22 protein-coding genes are annotated in these 22,121 nt (G+C 69.5%); 7 read left to right on the top strand and 15 right to left on the bottom strand.

The window, feature by feature from the left end; translation table 11 throughout:
- Nucleotides 1–32 precede the first annotated feature (32 nt).
- The 4 genes from A3G1_RS32685 to ndhC form a co-directional block, all read right to left on the bottom strand.
- On the bottom strand, nucleotides 33–578 hold the full coding sequence (locus A3G1_RS32685; protein WP_211216201.1) for a hypothetical protein: 546 nt from the start codon (nucleotides 576–578) through the stop codon (nucleotides 33–35).
- A gap of 111 nt (nucleotides 579–689) precedes the next feature.
- Nucleotides 690–1,388, bottom strand: a complete 699-nt coding sequence (locus A3G1_RS37990) for a DUF4352 domain-containing protein (protein ID WP_018347724.1) — start codon at nucleotides 1,386–1,388, stop codon at nucleotides 690–692.
- A gap of 60 nt (nucleotides 1,389–1,448) precedes the next feature.
- Entirely contained in the window at nucleotides 1,449–1,964 is a 516-nt protein-coding gene (locus tag A3G1_RS32675; RefSeq protein ID WP_018347723.1) for an NADH-quinone oxidoreductase subunit B, read from the bottom strand.
- 9 nt (nucleotides 1,965–1,973) lie between these two features.
- Entirely contained in the window at nucleotides 1,974–2,342 is a 369-nt protein-coding gene (gene ndhC, locus A3G1_RS0101675) for an NADH-quinone oxidoreductase subunit A (protein ID WP_018347722.1), read from the bottom strand.
- Nucleotides 2,343–2,446: 104 nt separating this feature from the next.
- Here ndhC and A3G1_RS0101670 point away from each other — a divergent pair, with 104 nt between their 5' ends.
- Nucleotides 2,447–2,968 carry a SigE family RNA polymerase sigma factor gene (locus A3G1_RS0101670; RefSeq protein WP_051110413.1) on the top strand — a complete coding sequence of 174 codons (522 nt, stop codon included), beginning with the start codon at nucleotides 2,447–2,449 and terminating at the stop codon, nucleotides 2,966–2,968.
- Complete coding sequence (locus tag A3G1_RS0101665) at nucleotides 2,955–3,977, top strand: hypothetical protein (protein ID WP_018347720.1); 1,023 nt, start codon at nucleotides 2,955–2,957, stop codon at nucleotides 3,975–3,977. The genes A3G1_RS0101670 and A3G1_RS0101665 overlap by 14 nt, the downstream gene beginning before the upstream one ends.
- Here the strand turns inward: A3G1_RS0101665 and A3G1_RS0101660 are convergent.
- Nucleotides 3,958–5,436, bottom strand: a complete 1,479-nt coding sequence (locus A3G1_RS0101660) for a molybdopterin-dependent oxidoreductase (protein WP_026211710.1) — start codon at nucleotides 5,434–5,436, stop codon at nucleotides 3,958–3,960. The genes A3G1_RS0101665 and A3G1_RS0101660 overlap by 20 nt on opposite strands.
- A 95-nt stretch (nucleotides 5,437–5,531) precedes the next feature.
- Between A3G1_RS0101660 and A3G1_RS0101655 the strand changes: the two genes are divergently transcribed.
- From A3G1_RS0101655 to rarD, 4 genes are all read left to right on the top strand, one after another.
- Nucleotides 5,532–7,379, top strand: coding sequence for a 2-oxoacid:acceptor oxidoreductase subunit alpha (locus tag A3G1_RS0101655; RefSeq protein ID WP_018347718.1), 1,848 nt, complete (start codon nucleotides 5,532–5,534; stop codon nucleotides 7,377–7,379).
- A complete protein-coding gene (locus A3G1_RS0101650; RefSeq protein WP_018347717.1) occupies nucleotides 7,366–8,382 on the top strand; it encodes a 2-oxoacid:ferredoxin oxidoreductase subunit beta in 1,017 nt (338 codons plus the stop codon). The genes A3G1_RS0101655 and A3G1_RS0101650 overlap by 14 nt, the downstream gene beginning before the upstream one ends.
- Nucleotides 8,383–8,517: 135 nt before the next feature.
- A complete protein-coding gene (locus tag A3G1_RS0101645) occupies nucleotides 8,518–8,895 on the top strand; it encodes a phage holin family protein (RefSeq protein ID WP_018347716.1) in 378 nt (125 codons plus the stop codon).
- Between the two features lie 104 nt (nucleotides 8,896–8,999).
- A complete protein-coding gene (gene rarD / locus A3G1_RS0101640) occupies nucleotides 9,000–9,908 on the top strand; it encodes an EamA family transporter RarD (RefSeq protein ID WP_018347715.1) in 909 nt (302 codons plus the stop codon).
- 93 nt (nucleotides 9,909–10,001) lie between these two features.
- Here the strand turns inward: rarD and A3G1_RS32670 are convergent, their stop codons facing one another.
- From A3G1_RS32670 to A3G1_RS0101625, 3 genes are all read right to left on the bottom strand, one after another.
- Complete coding sequence (locus A3G1_RS32670) at nucleotides 10,002–11,021, bottom strand: lysylphosphatidylglycerol synthase domain-containing protein (protein WP_157640844.1); 1,020 nt, start codon at nucleotides 11,019–11,021, stop codon at nucleotides 10,002–10,004.
- Nucleotides 11,022–11,154: 133 nt separating this feature from the next.
- Nucleotides 11,155–11,922 carry a glycosyltransferase gene (locus A3G1_RS0101630; protein ID WP_018347713.1) on the bottom strand — a complete coding sequence of 256 codons (768 nt, stop codon included), beginning with the start codon at nucleotides 11,920–11,922 and terminating at the stop codon, nucleotides 11,155–11,157.
- Nucleotides 11,923–12,204: 282 nt separating this feature from the next.
- The gene (locus A3G1_RS0101625) at nucleotides 12,205–13,026 is read right to left on the bottom strand and encodes an IclR family transcriptional regulator (protein WP_051110412.1); all 822 of its coding nucleotides are present in this window, start codon (nucleotides 13,024–13,026) and stop codon (nucleotides 12,205–12,207) included.
- A gap of 326 nt (nucleotides 13,027–13,352) precedes the next feature.
- On the opposite strand from A3G1_RS0101625, the gene A3G1_RS0101620 reads away from it, so the two are divergent.
- Nucleotides 13,353–14,486 (top strand): MFS transporter, encoded by a 1,134-nt coding sequence (locus A3G1_RS0101620; protein ID WP_018347711.1) that lies wholly within the window; start codon nucleotides 13,353–13,355, stop codon nucleotides 14,484–14,486.
- Between the two features lie 8 nt (nucleotides 14,487–14,494).
- Here the strand turns inward: A3G1_RS0101620 and A3G1_RS0101615 are convergent, their stop codons facing one another.
- From A3G1_RS0101615 to nuoI, 7 genes are read right to left on the bottom strand one after another with little or no spacing between them, the layout of a single operon-like run.
- The gene (locus tag A3G1_RS0101615; RefSeq protein WP_018347710.1) at nucleotides 14,495–15,499 is read right to left on the bottom strand and encodes a polyprenyl synthetase family protein; all 1,005 of its coding nucleotides are present in this window, start codon (nucleotides 15,497–15,499) and stop codon (nucleotides 14,495–14,497) included.
- A 25-nt stretch (nucleotides 15,500–15,524) separates the two neighbouring features.
- Nucleotides 15,525–17,012, bottom strand: a complete 1,488-nt coding sequence (gene nuoN, locus A3G1_RS0101610; protein ID WP_051110410.1) for an NADH-quinone oxidoreductase subunit NuoN — start codon at nucleotides 17,010–17,012, stop codon at nucleotides 15,525–15,527.
- A gap of 41 nt (nucleotides 17,013–17,053) precedes the next feature.
- Entirely contained in the window at nucleotides 17,054–18,586 is a 1,533-nt protein-coding gene (locus A3G1_RS0101605) for an NADH-quinone oxidoreductase subunit M (RefSeq protein WP_018347708.1), read from the bottom strand.
- Complete coding sequence (gene nuoL, locus A3G1_RS0101600; protein WP_018347707.1) at nucleotides 18,583–20,505, bottom strand: NADH-quinone oxidoreductase subunit L; 1,923 nt, start codon at nucleotides 20,503–20,505, stop codon at nucleotides 18,583–18,585. Before nuoL ends, A3G1_RS0101605 begins: the two co-directional genes overlap by 4 nt.
- 9 nt (nucleotides 20,506–20,514) lie before the next feature.
- Nucleotides 20,515–20,814 carry an NADH-quinone oxidoreductase subunit NuoK gene (gene nuoK / locus A3G1_RS0101595; RefSeq protein WP_018347706.1) on the bottom strand — a complete coding sequence of 100 codons (300 nt, stop codon included), beginning with the start codon at nucleotides 20,812–20,814 and terminating at the stop codon, nucleotides 20,515–20,517.
- Entirely contained in the window at nucleotides 20,814–21,578 is a 765-nt protein-coding gene (locus tag A3G1_RS0101590) for an NADH-quinone oxidoreductase subunit J (protein ID WP_018347705.1), read from the bottom strand. The genes nuoK and A3G1_RS0101590 overlap by 1 nt, the downstream gene beginning before the upstream one ends.
- A complete protein-coding gene (gene nuoI, locus A3G1_RS0101585) occupies nucleotides 21,575–22,120 on the bottom strand; it encodes an NADH-quinone oxidoreductase subunit NuoI (RefSeq protein ID WP_026211708.1) in 546 nt (181 codons plus the stop codon). The genes A3G1_RS0101590 and nuoI overlap by 4 nt, the downstream gene beginning before the upstream one ends.
- Nucleotide 22,121: the final 1 nt, after the last annotated feature.

Below are 22,121 nucleotides of genomic sequence, written 5' to 3'. Positions count from 1 at the left end.
TGCCCGCCGGCCGGTGTCATGCCCACGTCACGTCACCACATGGCGAGCCAACGGCGTGCCGCGGCGCGTTCGTCAGCGCTCAGGTACCGGTTGCGGCCCATCGACTCCACGTACCTGCGGATCGTCGGCACCGTGCCCGGCCGCCGGATGACGAGCACCCCCACGGTCCCGTTGGCCCAGCGGGTGACCCGGGTGAGTACCCGGCCGTCGAGGGACAGTGCCGTGAACTCCGGTACGCCGTAGCCACCGAGCGCCGGCAGCTGGCTTCCGGCGAGGTCCCACTCCGGCAGCAGCCGGACGCGCGCCCAGCTCCCCGCGAGCAGCAGCAGGAACTCGCCCTCGGCGTCGAAGAGGCCGTGCTCGGCCGCGAGCCGGTGCCAGCTCGCGTTCAGCCGGGCCGCCCGGTCGGGGTCGGTGATGGCGACAGCCTCGCCGTCGATCCGGCCCTCGCTGCCGGGGCAGCTCTGGGCGGCGTCGACGGCCGCGACCGGCAGCCGGTCGTCAGCGGTATCGAACTCGACGAACCGGAGCCCCGCGGGGGCCAGCCCGGTCACGACATCGGCATCAATCAAAGTCACACCTGGTGACTCTAAGACTTCGCAGACCTCGATAGTGCAGTTGACACGCCCTTTTTCAAAGAACGTGGGACCCCTCAGGTCGCCATGGCGACGTGAAGGGTCCCACGATCACTAGGTCACCTTCACGCGCACGCCGGGCGAATAGCGCGACTCGTGCAGCTCCAGCTCCGAGAGGGTCGCCGACCTCGGGATGTCGAACGCGATCATGGTCTCCATCCCGTTGCCAGGGTTGATCTCCGTCGTGCCGGGGGCTGCGGTGTCCAGGCTGGCGAGGACGCTGGCCGTGCCGTCCGGCGCGTACCGGTACCCGCCGGGGCCGTGCGCCAGCTGGAACTGCCCGTGGAACACCAGCGGGTCCTTACCGACGTTGCGGATGCCGAGGGTGACCAGGCAGAACTGGCCCTGCGCCATCCGGTTCAGGTACTCGTTGCCGACCCGGTTCACCCCGCAGTCGACCTTGGTGACGGTGAACTCCATGCCCTCGTCGGCGATTGGGTTGTTCAGGCTGCCGGAGGACCGCTTGTCGTCGTCCCGGTCGGCCACCTGCCAGATCACGACGCCGGCGACCGCGCAGATCAGCAGCAGCGCGAGCAGGCCGCCGAGGATGCCGAGGACGAGGTACAGCCCGGTCCTGCTCTTCTTCTCAGGAACGGGCGCCCGAGCTATGGCCGGGGCAGGCGGGGGCAGGCTCTCCGTCTTCGGGGCGTGCTCCTCGTCCTGGATCGGGTCGTGCGGTCCAGGCTCCGCCTCAGCCTCAGGGTTCTTGCCCGCCTTGTCCGGTTCCGCCCCCGCACCTGCTGGTGTGCTCATGGCTGCCCCCTCACCTTGAGGGTATGCGCAGCTCAGCGGCGAGTCGGCCAGTCTGGGAAACTACGGCTTGCGCACGAGCGGGGCGGTCAGGGACGCCGCGTCCCGTTTCACGCCGCCGAAGCCGGCCTGCTCGCGGGCGATCTGCTCCTGGAGACGCAGGATGCCGTGCAGGAGCGCCTCGGGCCGCGGCGGGCAGCCCGGCACGTAGACGTCGACCGGGATGAGCTGGTCGACGCCCTTGGTCACCGAGTACGAGTCCCAGTACGGGCCGCCGGAGTTGGAGCACGCGCCGAACGAGATCACGTACTTCGGCTCGGGCATCTGGTCGTACAGCCGCTTGATCGCCGGGGCCATCTTGTCGGTGACCGTGCCGGACACGACCATCAGGTCGGCCTGGCGCGGGCCGTGCGCGAAGGGGATCACGCCGAGCCGGATGAAGTCGTGACGGCCCATCGACGCGGCGATGAACTCGATCGCACAGCAGGCCAGGCCGAAGTTGAACACCCAGAGGGAGTACTTCCGCCCCCAGTTCAGCACGAACCGGATCGGCTCACCGAGTACGCCACCTACACCCATCAGTCCACCCTACGTCCAGGAGAGAACGCGCTTGCGCCAGGCGTAGAGCAGCCCGAGGGCCAGCACGGCGACGAAGATGGCCATCTCGACGACGGTGACCATGCCGAAGCCGTCCAGCGCGTAGGTCACGGCCCAGGGGAAGAGGAAGACGCTCTCCACGGCGAACAGCACGTAGAGGTACGCGTAGACGTAGTACCTGACCTGGGCCTGCGCCCAGTCGCCGCCGACCGGGTCGATGCCGCACTCGTAGGTCGCGTTCTTGCCTGCGGACGGCGCGCGCCGGCTGAGCAGCCGGTTCGCGGTGAAGGCGACCGTGAAGAAGGCCGCGCCGAGGATCAGCAGCAGGCCGAGCAGCCGGTACGAGCCGAGGTAGTCCACGCCGCACACGATACTGCAACCAGCGGGCGGGGCTGCGCGTCTGTTGTGGCGTGACTACGATGGCGGTACCCGCTGCCCTGCCCCTGATTCCCACGGAGGAGCGGATGTTTCGCTCCCGCCGTGAGGTGACCGACGCAGCAGCCGGCGCCGACTTCCACTCCTTGTACTCGGCCCACTACGGTGAGCTGGTGGCCATGCTGTACGCGCTCTCCGGAGACCTCGGCGACGCGCAGGACATGGCGCAGGAGACCTTCGCCCGCGCCTGGCAGCGCTGGTCCTCTGTGGTCACCTACGACGACCCGGTCGCCTGGCTGCGCCGGGTGGCCGTCAACCTGTCGACGAGCCGGTGGCGGCGCAAAGGGGTGGCCCGCCGGTTCCTGGAGCGCAGCCGGGTCGAGCACGTGCCGGAGATGAGCCCGGACCGCGTCGTGCTGGTCACCGCGCTGCGCACGCTGCCCACCGGCCAGCGCCAGGCCCTCGTCCTGCACTACCTGGCCGACCTGCCGGTCGCGGAGATCGCGCGGCAGCTCGGCACGGCGGAGGGCACGGTGAAGTCCTGGCTGTACCGTGGCCGGGCCGCACTGGCAGCCCAGCTCACCGAGGAGGCGGCTCGTGACGGAGTCTGAGCGCGACCCGCTGGCCGGCGCGTTCGCCGCGCTGCGTACCGAGGTCCGCGAGCACGTCCCCGGTCCCGGCTCCGACCAGCTCCGCCAGCTCGGCAACCGCCGCGCGCGCCACGGCAGGTACCAGGCGGCGGCTGGCATGCTCAGCCTGGTGCTCGCCGCTTCGGCAGCGTTCTGGTACTGGCCGGGCGGGCAGTCCGACGCCGACCGGGCCGGCCGGGCCTCCAGCATGCCGGCCGTGGACTGGAAGGCCGTCTCCGTGCCGCTCGCCTCCTGCCCCGGCGGGGTGGCCAGGCCCAGCTCCGGCCCGCTCGGGTACGGCGACATCGACGCCGATGGCCGCACGGACGCCGTGCTGCCCGTGTCGTGTGGCAGCACCCAGCCGCTGATGGCTGTGCGGGTCGCGGCCGACGGGCAGGTGGCCGGGCTCGGGCAGCTCGATCCGGGGCCCGCCGTCCGGTACAACAGCGTGGCTGTGGAGGGGCACCGGCTCAGGGTCGGCATCGATCCGGGTGATCCGCTGGGGCTGAGCCCGACGCAGCAGCGGGTCTACGAGTTCCACAATGGTCAGTTCAGCCAGGTGACGCGGTACCAGGGCACCGCCGACGCCAACAACACCACGCTCTCGCTGCCCGGCTCGGCTGCCTGCGCCGGCGGGGACCTGACGTTCGCGAGTGGCGTGGCGACGACGGCCACCGCCCGGTACGAGATCCGCAGCATTCACGGCATCGCCGAGTTCGCCGATCTCGACGGCGACGGGATGAGCGAGATGCTGACCCCGGTGACGTGCGTGCCGGCGGGCCGCAGCTCCGGTGAGACGGCGCTGTTCCTGCTGCACCTGTCCGACACCGGCCTCGGCTTCTCGCTGCTGGCCACCCCGCACGGCTGGGACTCGGCGGGCCTGCGCGGCTGGACCCTGAAGAACCCGAACCTGACCCTCCTCTACGCCGGGGCGGAAAAGCAGCTCGCCTGGGACCAGGCCAGGCACACGTTCATCCCACGCGCACGCTGACCTCGTGCAGCCCGGTCGCTCCGTCCGGGGCGACCGGCGCGCGGGCCGTCGTCTGCACCTGGCCGGTCCCGTCGGTCGCCCGTACCCGGATCCGGTGCTCCCCCGGCGTCGCCTCCCAGGTGTGCACCCACTGCCGCCACGTGTCGGAACTGGGCACGGCGGCCAGCCTCGCCTCCTGCCAGGGCCCGTCGCCGACCTGTACCTCGACCTTGGCTATGCCCCGGTGCTGGGCCCACGCCACGCCGGCGACCTGCACCGGCCCGGCTCGTACCCGGCCTCTCGGTGTGTCGATCCGCGAGGACGTCTTGATCGGGCCCTGTGCCGACCAGCCACGGCGTACCCAGTACGCGTCGAACTCCGCGAACGATGACACCTCCAGTTCCGCCAGCCACTTGCAGGCCGACACGTAGCCGTAGAGCCCCGGCACGACGACCCGGACCGGGAAGCCGTGCTCGATCGGCAGCGGCTGCCCGTTCATCCCGACGGCGAGCAGCGCGTCGCGGCCGTCGAGCAGGGTCGCGACGGGGCTGCCGCAGGTCCAGCCGTCCGAGGACCGCATGACCAGCTGGTCGGCTGCCGGGTGGATGCCTGCCTCGCGCAGCAGCGGGGCGAGCGGCACGCCCAGCCACCGGGCGTTGCCGATGAGCGGCCCACCGACCTCATTGGACACACAGGTGAGCGTGATGTCCCGTTCGACCATCGGCATGGCCAGCAGCTCGGCGAACGTGATCGTGCGCGGCCGGTCGACCATGCCGCGCAGCTTGAGCCGCCAGGTCTCCGCGTCGACCTGCGGGATGCTCAGCGCCGTGTCGATCCGGTAGAACTCGTCGTTCGGCGTGACGAACGACGGCAGCCCCGGCAGCTTGAGATCCGTGCCTTCGACAGCGGGCATCGCCGCGCCGGACGGCAGCTTCACCTGCGCCCGGGACCGCGTTCCAGCCGACCGCACTCCCGACCAGGCCCGTGCGCCGGCTCCGGTCAGCACTGCCACTCCAGCGACCGCCCCGGCCACCAGGAGGGTGCGCCGTCCCTCCATTTCCTTTGTACGGGTCGCGAGCACCGCCAGCAGCCACGCCCCCGCGACGCTCCCGGCGACGGCGGGCAGCACGTCGGCGGGCCCGGCTCCCGGACGGCCGAGCGCGAACAGCACACCCGCCAGCCCGAGCAGCGCGACGCCGGCCTGGCCGAGCCACAGCCTGCGGGCAGCGAGCAGGCCGACGGCGGCGGCGTAGCCAGCCAGTACGAGATAAATGACCCCGAGCAGGACCGGTTTGTCGGCAGTGCCGAAAGCGCGCACCGCGAAGTCCTTGAGCCAGTGCGGTGCGGCGTCAATCACAGCCGAGCCGGCGGCGAGCACCGGAGACGACTCCGGCCGCACCCAGACAGCCACCAACTCGGCAATGGCCAGCGCACCTGCGGCCGCAGCCAGGCCGACCGCCACTGCCCGGGCTCTTCTCATTCACTCAGTCTGCGCGGAATCTCCACGCCACCGGCCCCACCGTCACCACCCCGTAAGGACTAGCATCGCGAGTGCAGCGGGGGTAAGGAGGAAGTGTGACGAAACAGCTCCAGCAGCTCGATCGCGTTGTCATCCGTTTCGCAGGTGACTCCGGTGATGGCATGCAGCTCACTGGCGACCGCTTCACGTCCGAAACGGCACAGTTCGGCAACGATCTATCGACACTGCCCAATTTCCCCGCCGAGATCCGGGCACCAGCCGGAACCCTCCCCGGGGTGTCGAGTTTCCAGGTGCACTTCGCCAGCTTCGACATCCTCACGCCGGGCGACGCCCCGGACGTGCTGGTCGCGATGAACCCGGCGGCGCTCAAGGCGAACCTGGGTGACCTGCCCCCGGGTGCCGAGATCATCGTGAACACCGACGAGTTCAGCAAACGCGCCCTCCAGAAGGTCGGGTACGCGGTCTCGCCGCTGGAGGACGCCTCCCTCGCCGGGTACTCGGTGCATCCGGTGCCGCTCACGTCGCTGACGGTCCGGGCACTGGAGGGTCACACGATCTCGAAGAAGGACGCGGAGCGCGCGAAGAACATGTTCGCGCTCGGCCTGCTGTCCTGGCTCTACCACCGGCCGTCGGAGTCCACTCTGGCCTTCCTGGAGCGCAAGTTCGCCTCGCGCCCGGAGCTGGTGGCGGCCAACATCGCGGCGTTCAAGGCCGGCTGGGCGTTCGGGGAGACCACAGAGGACTTCACCGTCCAGTACGAGGTCAAGCCGGCCCCGATGCCCAAGGGCGACTACCGCAACATCACCGGGAACGTGGCCCTCGCGTACGGGCTCGTCGCGGCCGGGGTGCGGTCGGAACTGCCGGTGTTCCTCGGCGCGTACCCGATCACACCGGCCTCCGACATCCTGCACGAGCTGTCCAAGCACAAGAAGTTCGGCGTCACCACGGTGCAGGCCGAAGACGAGATCGCCGCGATCGGCCTGGCGCTCGGTGCCTCCTACGGCGGGGCGATCGGCGTGACCACGACGTCCGGCCCGGGTGTCGCGCTCAAGGGCGAGACGATCAGCCTGGCCGTCGCCCTCGAACTGCCCCTCGTCGTCGTGGACGTCCAGCGGGCAGGCCCGTCGACGGGCATGCCGACGAAGACCGAGCAGGCCGACCTCAACATGGCACTGTTCGGCCGCCACGGTGAGGCCCCGGTCGCGGTGATCGCGCCCCAGTCCCCCGCCGACTGCTTCATGGCGGCGCTGGAAGCGGTGCAGATCGCCATCACGTACCGGACGCCGGTGCTGCTGCTGTCCGACGGGTACCTGGCCAACGGCTCCGAGCCCTGGCTGCTGCCCGACGTCGAAGCCCTGCCCGACCTGCGGGTGTCCTTCGCGACCGCGCCGAACACGCCCGACGGCCGCTTCCTCCCGTACCAGCGCGACCCCGAGACCCTCGCCCGGCCGTGGGCCGTGCCCGGGACACCGGGGCTGGAGCACCGGATCGGCGGCATCGAGAAGGCCGACGGTACCGGCGACATCTCCTACGACCCCGACAACCACCACCACATGGTCGTCACCCGGCAAGCCAAGATCGACGGCATCCCGGTACCCGACGTCGCCGTCGACGACCCGACCGGCAACGCCCGCGTCCTCGTCCTCGGCTGGGGCTCGACGTACGGGCCGATCGGCGCGGCCTGCCGTGCCCTCCGCAAGCGCGGCCTCGACGTGGCGAGCGCCCACCTGCGCAACCTCGCCCCGCTCCCGGCCAACCTCGGCGACGTCCTCGCCGCCTACGACACGGTCATCGTCCCGGAGATGAACATGGGGCAGCTGGCCCACGTGCTCCGCGCCAGGTACCTCGTCGACGTCGTCGGATACAACAAGGTGCGGGGCCTGCCGTTCACCTCGCACGAACTCGAAGCCGAGGTGGAGCGTGTCCTCAATGACCAGCACTGAACTCCCCCTGCGGCTCACCGCCAAGGACTTCAAGTCCGACCAGGAGGTCCGCTGGTGCCCGGGCTGCGGTGACTACGCGATCCTCGCCGCGATGCAGGGCTTCCTCCCCGAGCTCGGCATCGCCTGCGAGAACACCGTCTTCGTCTCCGGTATCGGCTGCTCCTCGCGCTTCCCGTACTACCTGTCGACCTACGGCCTGCACTCCATCCACGGCCGCGCCCCGGCGATCGCCACCGGCCTGTCGGTGTCCCGCCCGGACCTGTCCGTGTGGGTCGTGACCGGCGACGGCGACGCCCTGTCGATCGGCGGCAACCACCTCATCCACGCCCTCCGGCGCAACGTCAACCTGAAGATCCTGCTGTTCAACAACCGGATCTACGGCCTCACCAAGGGCCAGTACTCCCCGACGTCGGAACTCGGCAAGGTCACCAAGTCCACCCCCGCGGGCTCCGCCGACTGGCCGTTCAACCCGATCAGCCTGGCCCTCGGCGCCGAAGCCTCCTTCGTCGCCCGCACCATCGACTCCGACCGCAAGCACCTCACCAGCGTGCTGCGCGCCGCAGCCGAACACCGAGGATCAGCCTTCGTCGAGATCTACCAGAACTGCAACATCTTCAACGACGGCGCCTTCGACATCCTCAAGGAACCCGAGACCCGCGACGCGGCCCTCATCCGCCTCGAACACGGCCAGCCACTGATCTTCGGCGACAAGTGCGTCGTGAAGGACCCGCGCGGCTTCGGCCTCCGCGTCGTCCCCACCGACACCGTCGCCGCCTCCGAGATCATCCAGCACGACGAGACGGTCACAGAGCCCGCGTACGCCTTCGCCCTGTCCCGCCTCCCCGAAGCCGACCTCAGCCACACCCCGATCGGCGTCTTCCGCAACGTCACCCGGCCCGTCTACGACGACATGGTCCGCGACCAGATCACCGCGGCCCAGACCGCAGGCCCCGGCGACCTCGCCGCCCTGCTCCGCACCGGCGACACGTGGACCCTGAGCTAGTACCGGAGCGGGCGGGCCGCGAGGCCCGCCCGCTCCTCTTTGGCTGGCGCCCGCTGGCCGGTGCGGGCAACCGGCCGGAATCCTGTTGGCAGGAAGGGAAGCCCCAGGTGGGGTGATCGTGTCAGGATGGCTGCTATGGGATTCATCATCCGGACCATCGTCACCGCCATCGCGGTCGGCGTCGCGGCCTGGCTGGTCGACGGGATCACCGTCGGCGGCGACTCCACCCCGAAGAAGATCGGCACACTGCTCGCCGTTGCGTTGATCTTCGGCCTCGTCAACGCTGTGCTCAAGCCGATCATCAAGACGATCGGCTGCGCGTTCTACGTGCTCACCCTCGGCCTGATCGGCCTCGTGGTGAACGCGCTGCTGTTCCTGCTGACCGACTGGATCGCCGAGAAGATCAACCTGCCGTTCGAGGTGACCGGTTTCTGGCCGGCCTTCTGGGGCGCGATCATCGTGGCGATCGTGGGCTGGATCCTCAGCCTGGTCACGCCGGGTGGCGACGACTGACCGAGCCAGACTCAGGCCCGTTCCCGTACCCCGGGGGCGGGCCTGAGCTATGCCCGTGGTCACACGGCTGGGGCGGCCCGGCCTCGCGGGGCTAGCGTGACCTCGTGGACGAACTGCGACGCGGGTACCTCTTCGGGGTGCTGGCCTACGGCATCTGGGGCGCCTTCCCGCTGTACTGGCGGTGGCTCAGCAAGGCCGGCCCGGTGGAGATCCTCGCGCACCGGGTCGTGTGGTCGGCGGCGTTCGTGACCCTGGTACTGCTGGTGACCCGGCACTGGGGCTGGCTGAGGAAGCTCCAGCCACGCGTCCTCGGCGGGATCACGCTGTGCGCGCTGCTCCTCACCACCAACTGGGGCTTCTACATCTACGGCGTGAACACGCACCGGGTCGTCGAGACCTCGCTCGGGTACTTCATCACCCCGCTCGTGAACGTGCTGCTCGGGGTGCTGGTGCTGTCGGAGCGGCTCCGGCCGTGGCAGTGGTTCGCGATCGGCGTCGGGGCGCTCGCCGTCGGGGTGCTCACGTACGACTACGGGCACCCGCCGTACATCGCGATCATCCTCGCGGTGTCCTTCGGCTCGTACGGGCTGCTGAAGAAGCGGCTGGGGCTGCCGGCCGCCGAGGGCCTGTTCATCGAGTCGGCAGTCGTCGCCCTGCCGGCCCTCGCGTACCTGGCCTGGGTCGGCGCCCAGGGTGAGAGCACGCTCGGCCAGGGTGCCGCGCACACCGCTCTACTGATCGGCAGTGGCGTGGCGACGGCCGTCCCGCTGATGCTGTTCGCCGGGGCCGCGAACCGGCTGCCGTTGTCCGCGATCGGGATGCTCCAGTACATCGCGCCGGTCCTGCAGCTCAGTTGCGGGGTGTTCCTGCTCGGGGAGTCGCTGCCGCCGCTGCGGCTGGCCGGCTTCGCGCTGGTGTGGCTGGCGCTGGCGGTGTTCACCTTGGACGGCATCCGGCACGTCCGGCGGGCTGCCGCGGCCCGGGCGGCTGAGCCGGCCCCGGCGACGAAATAGCTTCTGCCGGCAGCCAGGGTCCGGGGCGGCCAGAGCCGCTGGTGCTGATCAGGTCAGCGTGGCAGCAGGTAAACCATCATGGTTCTGAAGGGTTTAGATGGACCGGCGCAGCCACAGGGCCGCTCCGGTGAAGCCGCCTGCCGCGATCACGTCGCTGACCGTGCTGATCAGGCGGGAGGCGAGGGCGACGCCGAAGGCCAGGCCGGCCGCGGTGGCCGTGTCGCCGGGGAAGAGCGGGATCAGGCAGGCGACCAGGATGCCCTCGCGGACGCCGATGCCCGAGGGCAGGATGACGGCGAAGATGCTGACCACCATCGCGATCGACATCGCGCCGATCGCCAGGCCGATGCCCTTGGTGCCGGGGTCGGCGAGCGCGCCGATCAGCAGCCAGACGTGCAGGCCGAAGGAGATCCAGGCGAGCGCGGTCCAGGCGAAGGCGCGGCCGACGCCTGCGTAGCTCAGCGGCTTGGGCAGCGGCTCGGCGCGGACGAGCTTGAGGAACACGCCGATGAGCTTGTTGAGCACCGGCGGGTACGAGCAGACCAGGGCGATCGGCAGCAGCAGGGCCAGCGACCACAGCGCGACGCTGACGACGGCGTCACCGGAGTGGTTGGCGCGGAGTGCCGGGACGGCGAGGACGCCGGCCATCAGGCCGGAGGTGATGCCGAGGCCGACGACGATCAGGGAGGCGAGCAGCGAGCGGTCCCGGGGCAGGCCTGCCTTGCGGCCCAGCTCCGTCTGCATGACGTAGGCCCAGACGCTGCCAGGCACGTACTTGCCGAGCTGCGCGACGCACGAGATCTGCCCCGCGGCGATCACCGGGATCCGGTGACCCATCTCGCGGAGCATGCTCCGCCAGGCCATCATGTTGGCGACCGAGCCGACGACCGCAGCTCCGCAGGACAGCAGGATCGCCTGGAGTGACAGGGAACCGAAGGTGCTCTTCACCGCGTGCCACTGCCGGACAGTGGCATAGGCGACGGCGACCGCGACGACCACGATCACCAGGTAGCGCAGGACGGACAGCACCGGCTTGAACGTGACAGCCCAGTTACGGAGGGTGTTCAGAAGTCCCGTGGCAGGAGGAGCGGCTTGCTGAGTCTCGGCAATCACTAACTGCTCACCACTCACGGCACTACTTTCTGTCGGTCGGACCAGGGCCTCGCCTCATGGGCCCCATCTCTCGGGGCCTCATCTCACGGCCGGCAGCCACTGGAGACCACGACCGGGGAAACATCGCCAGATATCACTCTGACCGCGACGCACGCCCGCCGGGTGCTGCTGTGTCCGGCGTCACAGCGGCTGCTTTCAGCCGCTTCCGCCGGCCTCGCAACGCTACCAGGCCCAGCGCCATCTTGAACGGGTCAGCGAAGCTGATGCGCGTTGCGTGAGAAGCCCGGCGAAGCCGGACAGGTACCTCGATCGGCATGATTCCGGCAAGCTCCGCGGCGTACGACAACTCCGTCGTCACCAGGAAGCCGCCCTCGACCAGCGCCGGCTCGACCCGGCGGGCCCAGTCGCCGTCCAGCACGTACGTGCCCTGCGGGTCGCCGGTCTTGAGGCCGATCGCCAGCCGGCGCACCACGAGGTAGCCGAAGCTGATGAACGTCCGGAAGAAGGAACGGTCGACGGCCGACTCGGGGTGGGCCTTCGAGCCGATCAGCACCTTCTTCTCGCGGATGTCGACCTGCTCCGCGGCATCGAGCTCGTCGAAGCCGAACGGCAGATCGTCAGCGGTCAGGACGACCGTCTCGCCGGTCGAAGCGCGCACGCCGGTGCGGATGGCGTGGCCGAGGCCCTTCGGCGCGGTCAGGCAGACCAGCTGGACCGGGCCCTCCGGCCACGAGGCCCGCAAATCCGCGAGGACCTCGCGTGTCCGGTCCGTGGAGCCGTTCTCCACGATGATAATCTCCGACGGGATTCCGGCGAGACGGCCCGCGATCGCACCCAGCGTGTCCTTGATGACGCTTTCGCTGTTGTGTGCGCCAATGACGTAGCTGATGCGCGTTAACACTTCTTCTCCCTATGCGGCCCGTCCGGAGGCAAAGCCAACCGATACAGTATCGCGCCCGCCCGCCACCCTGCCCGGCCGCCCGCTGGCGAGCACGCCCAGGTGTGAGCGCCGTCGCGCGCGACACGCCGGCCGGGCACACATCGACACCCCATACCTGTAGACACCACTGTGGACGCCGTCTGGTTGCAGCCAGCCTCGTCTTTGGCCGTTTGACTCTTTCTGGCCGTTGCTGCCACAAAACCATGACTTTGTACCTGCGGCGGGGCGCCACACCCCAGCCGTCTACCTGGTGATCCCCGGCACGTCCGTGCTCAACGCCGACGCCAGGCCCTGGGCCGCCGCCCGGATCCGCTGGTTGACCGTCGACGCCGTCGTGACGAACTCCTGCAACGGCAGCGTCGTCGCGAGCACCACGACCTGGTCGGGCTCCGGCCCGTACGCGACGACGGTCGCGGCGCACGCGACGTCCCGCCGGTACTGCTCGACCTCGACGAACAGGCCGCGCCCGCCCTGCACCGACAGCTCGTACTCCAGCTTGTCGTGCTCGGTGATCGTCTTCGCGGTGTACCGGCGCATCCCGGACTCCCGCAGGTACCGGCCACGGGCCGGAGCCGACAGCGAGCTCAGCAGCGCCTTGCCCAGCGCGGTGGCGTGCGCCCCGTCGTCGAAGCCGACGATCAGGTCCTCCATGTGCGGCGAGCGCGCGCCCTCCGCCACCCCGGTGATCGCGACCCGGCCGTTGATGAACTGGCCGAGGAAGTGGCTGTGCCCCGTCCGGCCCGCCGCGCGGCGCAGCCCGTCCGCGACGTTGGCCGGGGCGCTGAACGCCTTCGTCATCTCCCGGTACCGGTCGGAGAAGTTGAGCCCGGCCACGAAGGTGCCGTTCTCCCGCCGGTGCAGATAGCCCTCATAGGACAGGGTGCGCACCAGGTGGTACACGGTGGCGAGGTTGAGCTCGCACCGCCGGGCGATCTGCTTGGGCGTCAGCCCCTTCTCGGTGTCGCCGACCGCCTCGATGATCCGGAAGGCCCGCGACACGCTGCGGATCAGGTCCGGCGGCGGCTCGCTGCCCGCCTCGCGGGACGGCTCCCGGTGGTAGCGCAGCGTCTCCCGGCCAGCTTCACGGGCCGGAAGGTGCTCGCCGGGCACCGTCAGCCCCTGCTGTCCTTCCCGCTGCTTGTCGCCAAGTTCCCTCACAACAACCTCCGCAGACGGCCTCCAGGGTGAGGTTCGCCACCCTCCACGATAGGGAACAAAAGACCCGCGGGGAACACCCAGTCCCCGCTCCCATCACCACTATCTATTAACGGGGCTGCTACGCAGTGCGATGCGGGCCACAGCGCAACAGGACACGCCTGCCTAGTGTCAATCTGGTGACAACGCGATGGGGACCGGCCGCTACCGGGGCTGTTTCGACCACTGTGGCCTCAGTGATCCCGGTTTTCTTCGTGGGTGCCCTCGCGGTACAGCTCGCCGCAGAGCTGCACTTCGACCCGGCAGGGCTCGGCGTCATCGTCGCCACGTACTTCGGCGGCAGCGCGCTCGCCTCCATCCCGGCCGGTGCCCTGGTCGAACGGTTCGGGGCTGCCTTCGCCAGCCGGCTCGCGATCGTGATCGCCGGCAGCTCGATGCTCGCCGTGGCCCTGTTCGCCCGCTCGTACTGGCACATGCTCGCCCTCCTGCTCTTCGCCAGCCTGGCCAACTCGATCGGGCAGCTCGCGGCGAACACTGCGCTGGCGCAGCGGGTACCGAAACGGCGGCAGGGGCTCGTCTTCGGCCTCAAGCAGTGCGCCGTGCCGATGTCCACGCTGCTGGCCGGGGCTGCCGTGCCTCTCTTCGCGCTCACGGTCGGCTGGCGCTGGGCCTGGGGTGCGGCAGGGCTGCTCGCGTTGTCCGCGTGGTTCCTGGTGCAGCCTTCCGAGCCGGTGACCCCGGCCCCGCCGCGTTCCCGGGCGGCGACCGTGCCGCTCGTCGTGATCGGGGTGGCGGCGATGCTGGCCGCCGGGCCGTGCAACGCACTGAGCACGTTCCTCGTCTCGTCCAGTGTGGACCAGGGCATCGACCCGGCAGCCGCAGGACTCACGCTCACCGCAGGCAGCGCGTTGTGCATGACCTCGCGCGTTTTCCTCGGCTGGCTCGCCGACCGGCGGTCCTCGGCAGGTGGCGGGCGGCCGATCTTCCTGCTCGCCGGGATGCTCGCGATCGGCTCCGCCGGCATGGCACTGCTGTCCGTGCGGGGCTGGCTGCCGCTCGCCGCCGGCGCGCTGCTCGGCTTCGGCCTCGGCTGGGCCTGGCCCGGCCTGATGAACCTGGCCGTCGTGCAGCTCAACCCCGACTCACCAGCCTCGGCCACCGCCATCACGCAGATGGGCATCTACGCCGGGGCCTTCGTCGGGCCGGTCGTGCTCGGTACCGTCGCCGCGGCCACCTCGTACCGGGTCGCGTGGATCGTCGCGGCCTGCTCGATGGGGCTGGCCGCCTGCGGGATGCTCCTCGGGTACCGGATGCTCCGTAAACGTGGGACCCCTGAAGTCGCTATAGCGACTTCAGGGGTCCCACGTTAAGAGCTTCTCTAACCCATCCGGGCGATCACGAAGTCACACATCGATTCCAGCGCGGCCCTGGCCGGCACGTCCGGCAGCGTGGCCAGCAGGGCACGAGCCTGGGTCGCGTACTCGTCGAGCGTGGCCCGCGCCTGCGCCATCGCCTGCGAGGAACGCAGCAGGCCCAGCGCCTCGGCGTGCTCGGCGTCGTCGGTCAGCGCGCCCTTGCCGAGCAGGTCGCGCAGCCGCGACGGCGGGCCGTCCAGCGCGTACAGCACCGGCAGGGTGGCGATGCCCTCCCGCAGGTCGGTGCCGGGCACCTTGCCCGAATACTCCGACTCGGACGCGATGTCCAGCAGGTCGTCGGAGAGCTGGAAGGCCACCCCGAACACCTCGCCGAACTCGGTGATCGTCTCGACCACCTTCTGCTCGGCCCCGCCGAACATGGCACCGAACCTGGCGCAGGTCGCGATCAGCGAACCGGTCTTGTCCCCGAGCACCTCGAGGTAGTGCTGCACCGGGTCGGCACCCTCGCGGGGGCCGGTCGTCTCCCGGATCTGCCCCTGCACCAGCCGGGCGAAGGTCTCCGCCTGGATCCGGACAGCCTCGACACCCAGCCCGGCCGAGATCGACGCCGCCCTGGCGAACAGGTAGTCGCCGGTCAGGATGGCCACCGTGTTCGTCCACCGGGAGTTCGCGCTGGGCGCGCCCCGGCGGACGAGCGCCTCGTCCATCACGTCGTCGTGGTACAGCGTCGCCAGGTGGGTCAGCTCCAGCACCACGGCACTGGGCACCACCAGCGGAGCCTCCGGGTCGCCGAAGTGCGCGGCGAGCAGGGTCAGCATCGGCCGCACCCGCTTGCCGCCCGCCTCCACCAGGTGGCGGGCGGCCTCGGTCACGAAGGGGTCGGCGCTGGCAACCGCTGACCGGAGCTCGCCCTCGACGGCTTCCAGACCGGCCAGCACGGCCGTCTCCAGCGCCTCGTCGGCGAACTCCAGCCCGATAGCACTGGTCAGGCTCTGCGTCGTCACCACGCCCCCCACGATGCCATACCCCCGTTTATCTCAGGAACGCGCCCGCGTCGTTCACGAGCTCCAGCGCCTGGTTGGGCGCGACGCCGAGAACCAGCGTCATCGCCACCCCCACGAAGAGCGCCGCAGCGGTGAACGCGCCGGGTACCGACACCGTCGGGGTGTCGTCGCCCGGAACCGACAGCCACATGAGCACGACGACCCGCAGGTACGGGAACGCCAGGATCATGCTGCTCAGCACACCGATGATCACCAGCCACGTCATGTTCCCGCCGACCGCGGCGGCGAACACGCCGAACTTCGCGGTGAAACCGCTGGTCAGCGGGATACCGGCGAAGGCGAGCATCAGGAACGTGAACAGCGAGGCGAACACCGGCGAGCGGCGGCCCAGCCCGGCCCAGCGGGCCAGATGGGTGGCCTCGCCGTCCGAGTCGCGGACCAGCATCACGATCGCGAAGGCGGCCAGCACGGTGAAGCCGTAGGCCACCAGGTAGAACATCGTGTACTTGAGCCCGTCGCGGTTCATCGACAGCGTGCCGGTCAGCAGGTAGCCGGCGTTCGCGACCGAGGAGTAGGCCAGCAGCCGCTTGATGTCGGTCTGCGTCACGGCCAGCACCGCGCCCACGATCATCGTCGCCGCCGCGATCACCCCGAGGGTCGGCCGGAAGTCCCAGCTCGACCGCTCGAAGGCCACGTACAGCACCCGCAGCAGCCCGCCGAAGGCCGCGACCTTCGTGCACGCGGCCATGAACGCGGTGATCGGGGTCGGCGCGCCCTGGTACACGTCGGGCGTCCACACGTGGAACGGCACGGCGGCGACCTTGAACAGCAGGCCGATCGCCAGCATCGCCAGGCCGATCAGGAGCAGCGTCTTGCTGTTCGACGAGCCGAGCACCGCCTCGTTGATGCCCCGGAAGTCCACCTTGCCCGCGTAGCCGTAGATCATGGCCACGCCGTACAGGAAGAACGCCGAGGCGAACGCGCCGAGCAGGAAGTACTTCACGGCCGCTTCCTGGCTGAGCAGACGACGGCGGCGGGCCAGCGCGCACAGCAGGTACAGCGGGAGGGAGAAGACCTCCAGCGCCACGAACATGGTCAGCAGGTCATTCGCCGAGCAGAACAGCATCATGCCGGCCAGGGCGAACAGCATCATCGGGTACACCTCGGTGACACCCGGCTTGCGCATCTGCTTGCGGTCGGCCTCGGAGCCAGCGACCACCGCGGCCTGGGCCACGAACGCGCCACCCGGCTCCAGCCGCCGCTCGGCGACCAGGAACAGGGCGACGATGCCCAGCACGACGATCGAACCCTGGAGGAACAGCCCCGGGCCGTCGATCACCACGGCCGAACCGGCCGTCACCACGTGCTCCTTGCGGTTGGCCAGCGCGACCACGAAACCGCCGGAGGCCAGCAGGGCGACGAGGGACAGCGGCACCTGCACGTGGTACCGCCACTCCCGCGGCACCAGCGCGTCCACCAGCACCCCGGCGCAGGCCGCGCCGAAGAGCACCAGCATCGGGGCCAGCGCGAGGTAGTCGATCGCCGGCAGCTTGAAGGTCACTTCTTTGCCTCCGATTTCGGAGCCGGGTCGCTCACCCCGAGGTCCTGGGTGAACGTGGCCTGCACAGCCGGGTTGATCACGTCGAGCACCGGCTTCGGGTAGAACCCGAGGAACAGGATCAGCCCGATCAGCGGGGCCACCACGGCGAGCTCACGGACGCTGAGGTCCTTCTTCATCGCCGGCACCTCGTTCAGTGCCGGGTTGAGAGTGCCCTGCATCGTCCGCTGGTACATCCACAGCACGTACGCGGCGGCGAGGACGATGCCCAGCGTCGCGATCACGGCGACCGTCTTGTTCACCGCGAACACGCCCAGCAGCACCAGGAACTCGCTGACGAACGGCGAGGTACCCGGCAGCGCCAGCGAGGCCATCCCCGCGATGAAGAACACGCCGGACAGCCACGGCACGAGCTTGCCAGCCCCGCCGAAGTCCTTGATGGACGCGCTGCCCCGCCGGGCGACCAGGAAACCGACCACCAGGAACAGCAGGCCGGTCGCGAGGCCGTGGTTGAGCATGTACAGCACGGCACCACTGCCGGCCTGGGTGGTGAACGCGAAGATGCCGATCCCGATGAACCCGAAGTGGGCGATCGAGGTGTAGGACACCAGCCGCTTGAGGTCGTTCTGCCCCACGGCCAGCAGCGCGCCGTAGATGATCCCGACCAGGGCCAGCGCGATCGCCAGCGGAGCGAAGTACTTCGAGGCGTTCGGGAAGAGCGACAGGCAGTACCGCAGGATGCCGAACGTCCCGACCTTGTCCATCACCGCGACCAGCAGGGCTGCGGCCGGAGCCGGAGCGGCGCTGCCGGCGTCGGGCAGCCAGGTGTGGAACGGGAAGAACGGCGCCTTGATCGCGAAGGCCACGAAGAACCCGAGGAACATCCAGCGCTCTGCCCAGGTGGTGAACTCCGCCTCGACCAGCGTGTGCCAGTCGAACGTGTTCCCGCCCAGCACCCACAGCCCGATCACGGCCGCCAGCATGAACAGGCCGCCGACCAGGGAGTAGAGGAAGAACTTCACGGCGGCGTACTGGCGGCGCTGGTGGCTGCCGTACGAGCCGATCAGGAAGTACATCGGGACGAGCATCGCCTCGAAGAACACGTAGAACAGCAGCACGTCGCTCGCGGCGAAGACGCCGATCATCATGCCCTGCAGGGCGAGGAGCAGTGCGAAGTACGCCGGGACGCTCCGGTTGCCGTCGAGGGCCTCGACCGTCTTCCAGCTCGCCACCACGATCAGCGGGACGAGCAGGCCGATCAGGGCCACCATCACCAGCGCGATGCCGTCCACCTCGAACGTGAACCGCACACCCCACTGCGGGATCCACGGATAGTCGTCCTTGAGCTGGAACCGGTCGCCACCGGCCTTGAAGGCCAGCCACGCGCCCACTGTCAGCGCGAAGACCACCAGCGTCCACACCAGCGCGAACCGCTTGGCGAGCTCGCCAGCGCTGCGCGGGAAGAACGCCAGGATCAGCGCGCCGAGCAGCGGCAGCGTGACCAGCAGAGTCAGGAACGGGAACTTGCTCATCCGAGCGTCACCGCCATCAGCGCGGCTACCACGAGCAGCGCACCTCCCAGCATCGACAGGGCGTACGAGCGGACGTAGCCGGTCTGTGCGCGGCGGAGCCGGCCGGAGCCGCCCCCGACCATCGCGGCCAGCCCGTTGACCACGCCGTCGATGCCCCGGTTGTCAAGGAACACCAGCGCCCGGGTCAGGTACCTGCCCGGCAGCTCGAAGACAAGTTCGTTGAACGTGTCGGCGTACAGGTTGTTGCGCGCGGCGGTGACCACCGGCCCGGCTGGCTGCTCCTCAAGAGCGGTGCCCTTGCGGAACAGCAGCACACCGGCTGCGAGGCCGAGGGCGACCACGGCCATCGTCATGCCGGTGACCGTCCAGTGCCCGAGCCTGCCGTGCTCCTCGGCGTGCTTACCGAGCACCGGGGTGAGCCAGTCGACCACCGAGGTGGACATCAGGAAACCGGAAGCCACGGAGCCGACCGCCAGCAGCACCAGCGGCACGGTCATCACGGCCGGGGACTCGTGCGGGTGCTGGCCGTCCGTCCACCGCTTGGGGCCGTGGAAGGTCAGCACGAACAGCCGCGTCATGTAGAACGCGGTCAGCCCGGCACCGAGGAGCGCCGCCCCGCCGAACAGCCAGCCCGTCCACCCGGGACGGTTGAAGGCGGCGAGGATGATCGGGTCCTTGGTGAAGAAGCCGGACAGCGGCGGCAGGCCGATGATCGCGACGTACCCGAGCCCGAACGTGATCCACGTGATCTTCATGTACTTCCACAGCCCGCCGAACCGGCGGATGTCCACCTGGTCCTGCATGCCGTGCATCACGGAACCCGCGCCGAGGAACATGCCGGCCTTGAAGAAGCCGTGCGCGAGCAGGTGGATGATGGCCAGCGCGTACGCGGCCCCGCCCAGCCCGACGCCCAGGAACATGTAGCCGATCTGGGACACCGTCGAGTACGCGAGCACCCGCTTGATGTCGTCCTTCGCGCAGCCGATGACGCACCCGATCAGCAGCGTCAGCGCCCCGATGCTCACCACGACCGTCTGGAGCGTGGCGTTGGCGGAGAAGACGGCGTTGGAGCGGGCGATCAGGTACACGCCGGCCGTGACCATCGTGGCCGCGTGGATGAGGGCCGACACGGGAGTCGGGCCCTCCATCGCGTCCGGGAGCCAGGCCTGGAGCGGGAACTGGCCGGACTTGCCGCACGCGCCCAGCAGGAGCAGCAGCCCCATCACCAGGACGGTGCCCTGGGTGAGCTGGTTGACCCCGTTGAACACGTCGTCGTAGTTGACCGAGCCGAGCTGCGCGAACATCAGGAACATCGCGATCGCGAAGCCGGCGTCGCCGACCCGGTTCATCAGGAAGGCCTTCTTGCCGGCCGTGGCCGCCGAAGGCTTGTCGAAGAAGAACGAGATCAGCAGGTACGAGGCGAGACCGACGCCTTCCCAGCCGAAGTACAGCATCACGTAGTTGTTGCCCAGGACCAGCAGCAACATCGCGGCGATGAACAGGTTGAAGAACGCGAAGAACCGCCGGCGGCCCGGGTCGTGGGCCATGTACCCGACGGCGTAGATGTGGATCAGCGAGCCGACGCCCGTGATCAGCAGCACGAACACCGCAGAGAGCGGGTCGAGCAGCAGGCCGAAGTCCACCTTGAGCGACCCGACCGGCATGAAGCTGAACAGGTCGACCTCGGCGCTGCGGTTACCCGACAGGCCCTTGAGCTGGAAGAAGTACACCAGGCCCAGGACGAAGGTCGCGACGACGCTGGCGACACCGAGCAGGTGTCCCCACTTGTCGGCCCGCCTGCCCAGCAGGAACAGGACGGCCGCGCTGGCCAGCGGGATCGCGAAGAGCAACCAGATGCTCGACAGCGTCCCGCTGGCAGCCGCGTACTCGACCGCCGCGGAGTACTGAATGTTGTCCACCGGTACCTCTTAGTACTTCAGCAGGTTGGCGTCGTCGACCGAGGCCGAGCGGCGGGTCCGGAAGATCGACATGATGATGGCCAGGCCGATGACGACCTCGGCCGCAGCGACCACCATGACGAAGAACGCCATGATCTGCCCATCGAGCGAGCCGTTCATCCGGCTGAACGTGATCAGCGCGAGGTTGGCGGCGTTCAGCATGAGCTCGATGCACATGAACACGACGATCGCGTTCCGCCGGATCAGCACGCCCACGGCGCCGATCGTGAACAGCGCGGCGGACAGCACGATGTAGTAGCTCGGGTCCATTACTTCTCCGTCCCCTTCGGCGCGGCCTCGGCCTCGGTGAGTTCACGGGTCGGGACCAGCGCGGAGAGGCTGCGGCCTGCGACCGTGCGGTCGGGCAGCAGCCCGGGGGCCGCCACCGAGTTCGTCGCGGCGAACACGCCGGGGCCAGGCTTCGGCGCCGGGTAGTTGCCGGGCGCGAACCTGGCCCGCATCATCTCGAGCTGGGTGACCTTCTCCGCCTTCACCTTCTCCACGTGGGCCAGCAGCATCGCGCCGACCGCCGCGGTGATCAGCAGGGCGCTGGTCACCTCGAAGGCGAAGACGTACTTGGTGAACAGGTCCCTGGCGATGCCCTGCGTGTTGCCAGCGGCGTTGGCCTCGTCGAGACCGACAGAGGTCATCGAGCCCACCGCCCGGCCGAGGCCGGTGCACAGCAGGCCGGCGAAGCCGATGCCGAGCAGCAGGGCGACCGTGCGCTGGCCGCGCAGGGTCTCGATCAGCGAGTCCGAGGCGTCCCGGCCGATCAGCATCAGCACGAACAGGAACAGCATCATGATCGCGCCGGTGTAGACGATGATCTGCACCATGCCGATGAACGGCCCGGCCTGCAGGATGTAGAACACGCCGAGCGAGAGCATGGTCAGCACCAGGAACAGCGCCGAGTGCACGGCGTTGCGCGCCCACACCATGCCGATCGCGCCGATCAGCGCGATCGGGGCCAGGATGTAGAAGGTGGCCGCCTCACCGGTGGTCACCTCGCCAGCCAGGGCCAGAACAGTGCTCATGCCGTACCTCCCGGCTTGACCCGCTCGGCCCCGGCACTCGTACCGGGGTTGGTGAGCGCGCCAACGTAGTAGTCCTTCTCGGTCTCGCCGAGCCGCATCGGGTGCGGGGGCTGCTCCATGCCGGGCAGCAGCGGGGCGAGGAGCTGTTCCTTCGTGAAGATCAGGTCCTGCCGGGAGTCGGCGGCCAGCTCGTACTCGTTGCTCATGGTGAGCGAGCGGGTCGGGCAGGCCTCGATGCACAGTCCGCAGAAGATGCACCGCGCGTAGTTGATCTGGTAGACGCCGGCGTACCGCTCACCGGGCGAGTACCGCTCGGCGTCGGTGTTGTCCGCGCCCTCCACGTAGATGGCGTCCGCCGGGCAGGCCCACGCGCACAGCTCGCAGCCGACGCACTTCTCCAGCCCGTCCGGGTGCCGGTTGAGGATGTGGCGGCCGTGGTAGCGGGGCGCCGTCGGCTTGCGGTACTCCGGGTACTCCTCGGTCACCACTCGCTTGAACATGTGCGCGAAGGTGACGCCGAAACCCTTCACTGATTCCAACATC

The sequence above is a fragment of the Longispora albida DSM 44784 genome (assembly GCF_000379825.1).
In the GTDB taxonomy this organism is placed as follows: domain Bacteria; phylum Actinomycetota; class Actinomycetes; order Mycobacteriales; family Micromonosporaceae; genus Longispora; species Longispora albida.
The sequence above is the reverse complement of the archived record's forward strand: the minus strand, read 5'-3'. Positions and strand labels throughout refer to the sequence as shown.

Coding starts and splice junctions, on each gene's coding strand:
- nuoN (WP_051110410.1), bottom strand. CDS start 17,012: ATGCTGGTGCTCTTCGGCGCGGCCTGCGCCGGGGTGCTGGTGGACGCG.
- A3G1_RS32675 (WP_018347723.1), bottom strand. CDS start 1,964: ATGGGTGTAGGTGGCGTACTCGGTGAGCCGATCCGGTTCGTGCTGAAC.
- A3G1_RS0101660 (WP_026211710.1), bottom strand. CDS start 5,436: ATGAGAAGAGCCCGGGCAGTGGCGGTCGGCCTGGCTGCGGCCGCAGGT.
- A3G1_RS0101650 (WP_018347717.1), top strand. CDS start 7,366: ATGACCAGCACTGAACTCCCCCTGCGGCTCACCGCCAAGGACTTCAAG.
- nuoK (WP_018347706.1), bottom strand. CDS start 20,814: ATGGACCCGAGCTACTACATCGTGCTGTCCGCCGCGCTGTTCACGATC.
- A3G1_RS0101605 (WP_018347708.1), bottom strand. CDS start 18,586: ATGAGCAAGTTCCCGTTCCTGACTCTGCTGGTCACGCTGCCGCTGCTC.
- A3G1_RS37990 (WP_018347724.1), bottom strand. CDS start 1,388: ATGAGCACACCAGCAGGTGCGGGGGCGGAACCGGACAAGGCGGGCAAG.
- A3G1_RS0101670 (WP_051110413.1), top strand. CDS start 2,447: ATGTTTCGCTCCCGCCGTGAGGTGACCGACGCAGCAGCCGGCGCCGAC.
- nuoI (WP_026211708.1), bottom strand. CDS start 22,120: ATGTTGGAATCAGTGAAGGGTTTCGGCGTCACCTTCGCGCACATGTTC.
- A3G1_RS0101590 (WP_018347705.1), bottom strand. CDS start 21,578: ATGAGCACTGTTCTGGCCCTGGCTGGCGAGGTGACCACCGGTGAGGCG.
- A3G1_RS0101645 (WP_018347716.1), top strand. CDS start 8,518: ATGGGATTCATCATCCGGACCATCGTCACCGCCATCGCGGTCGGCGTC.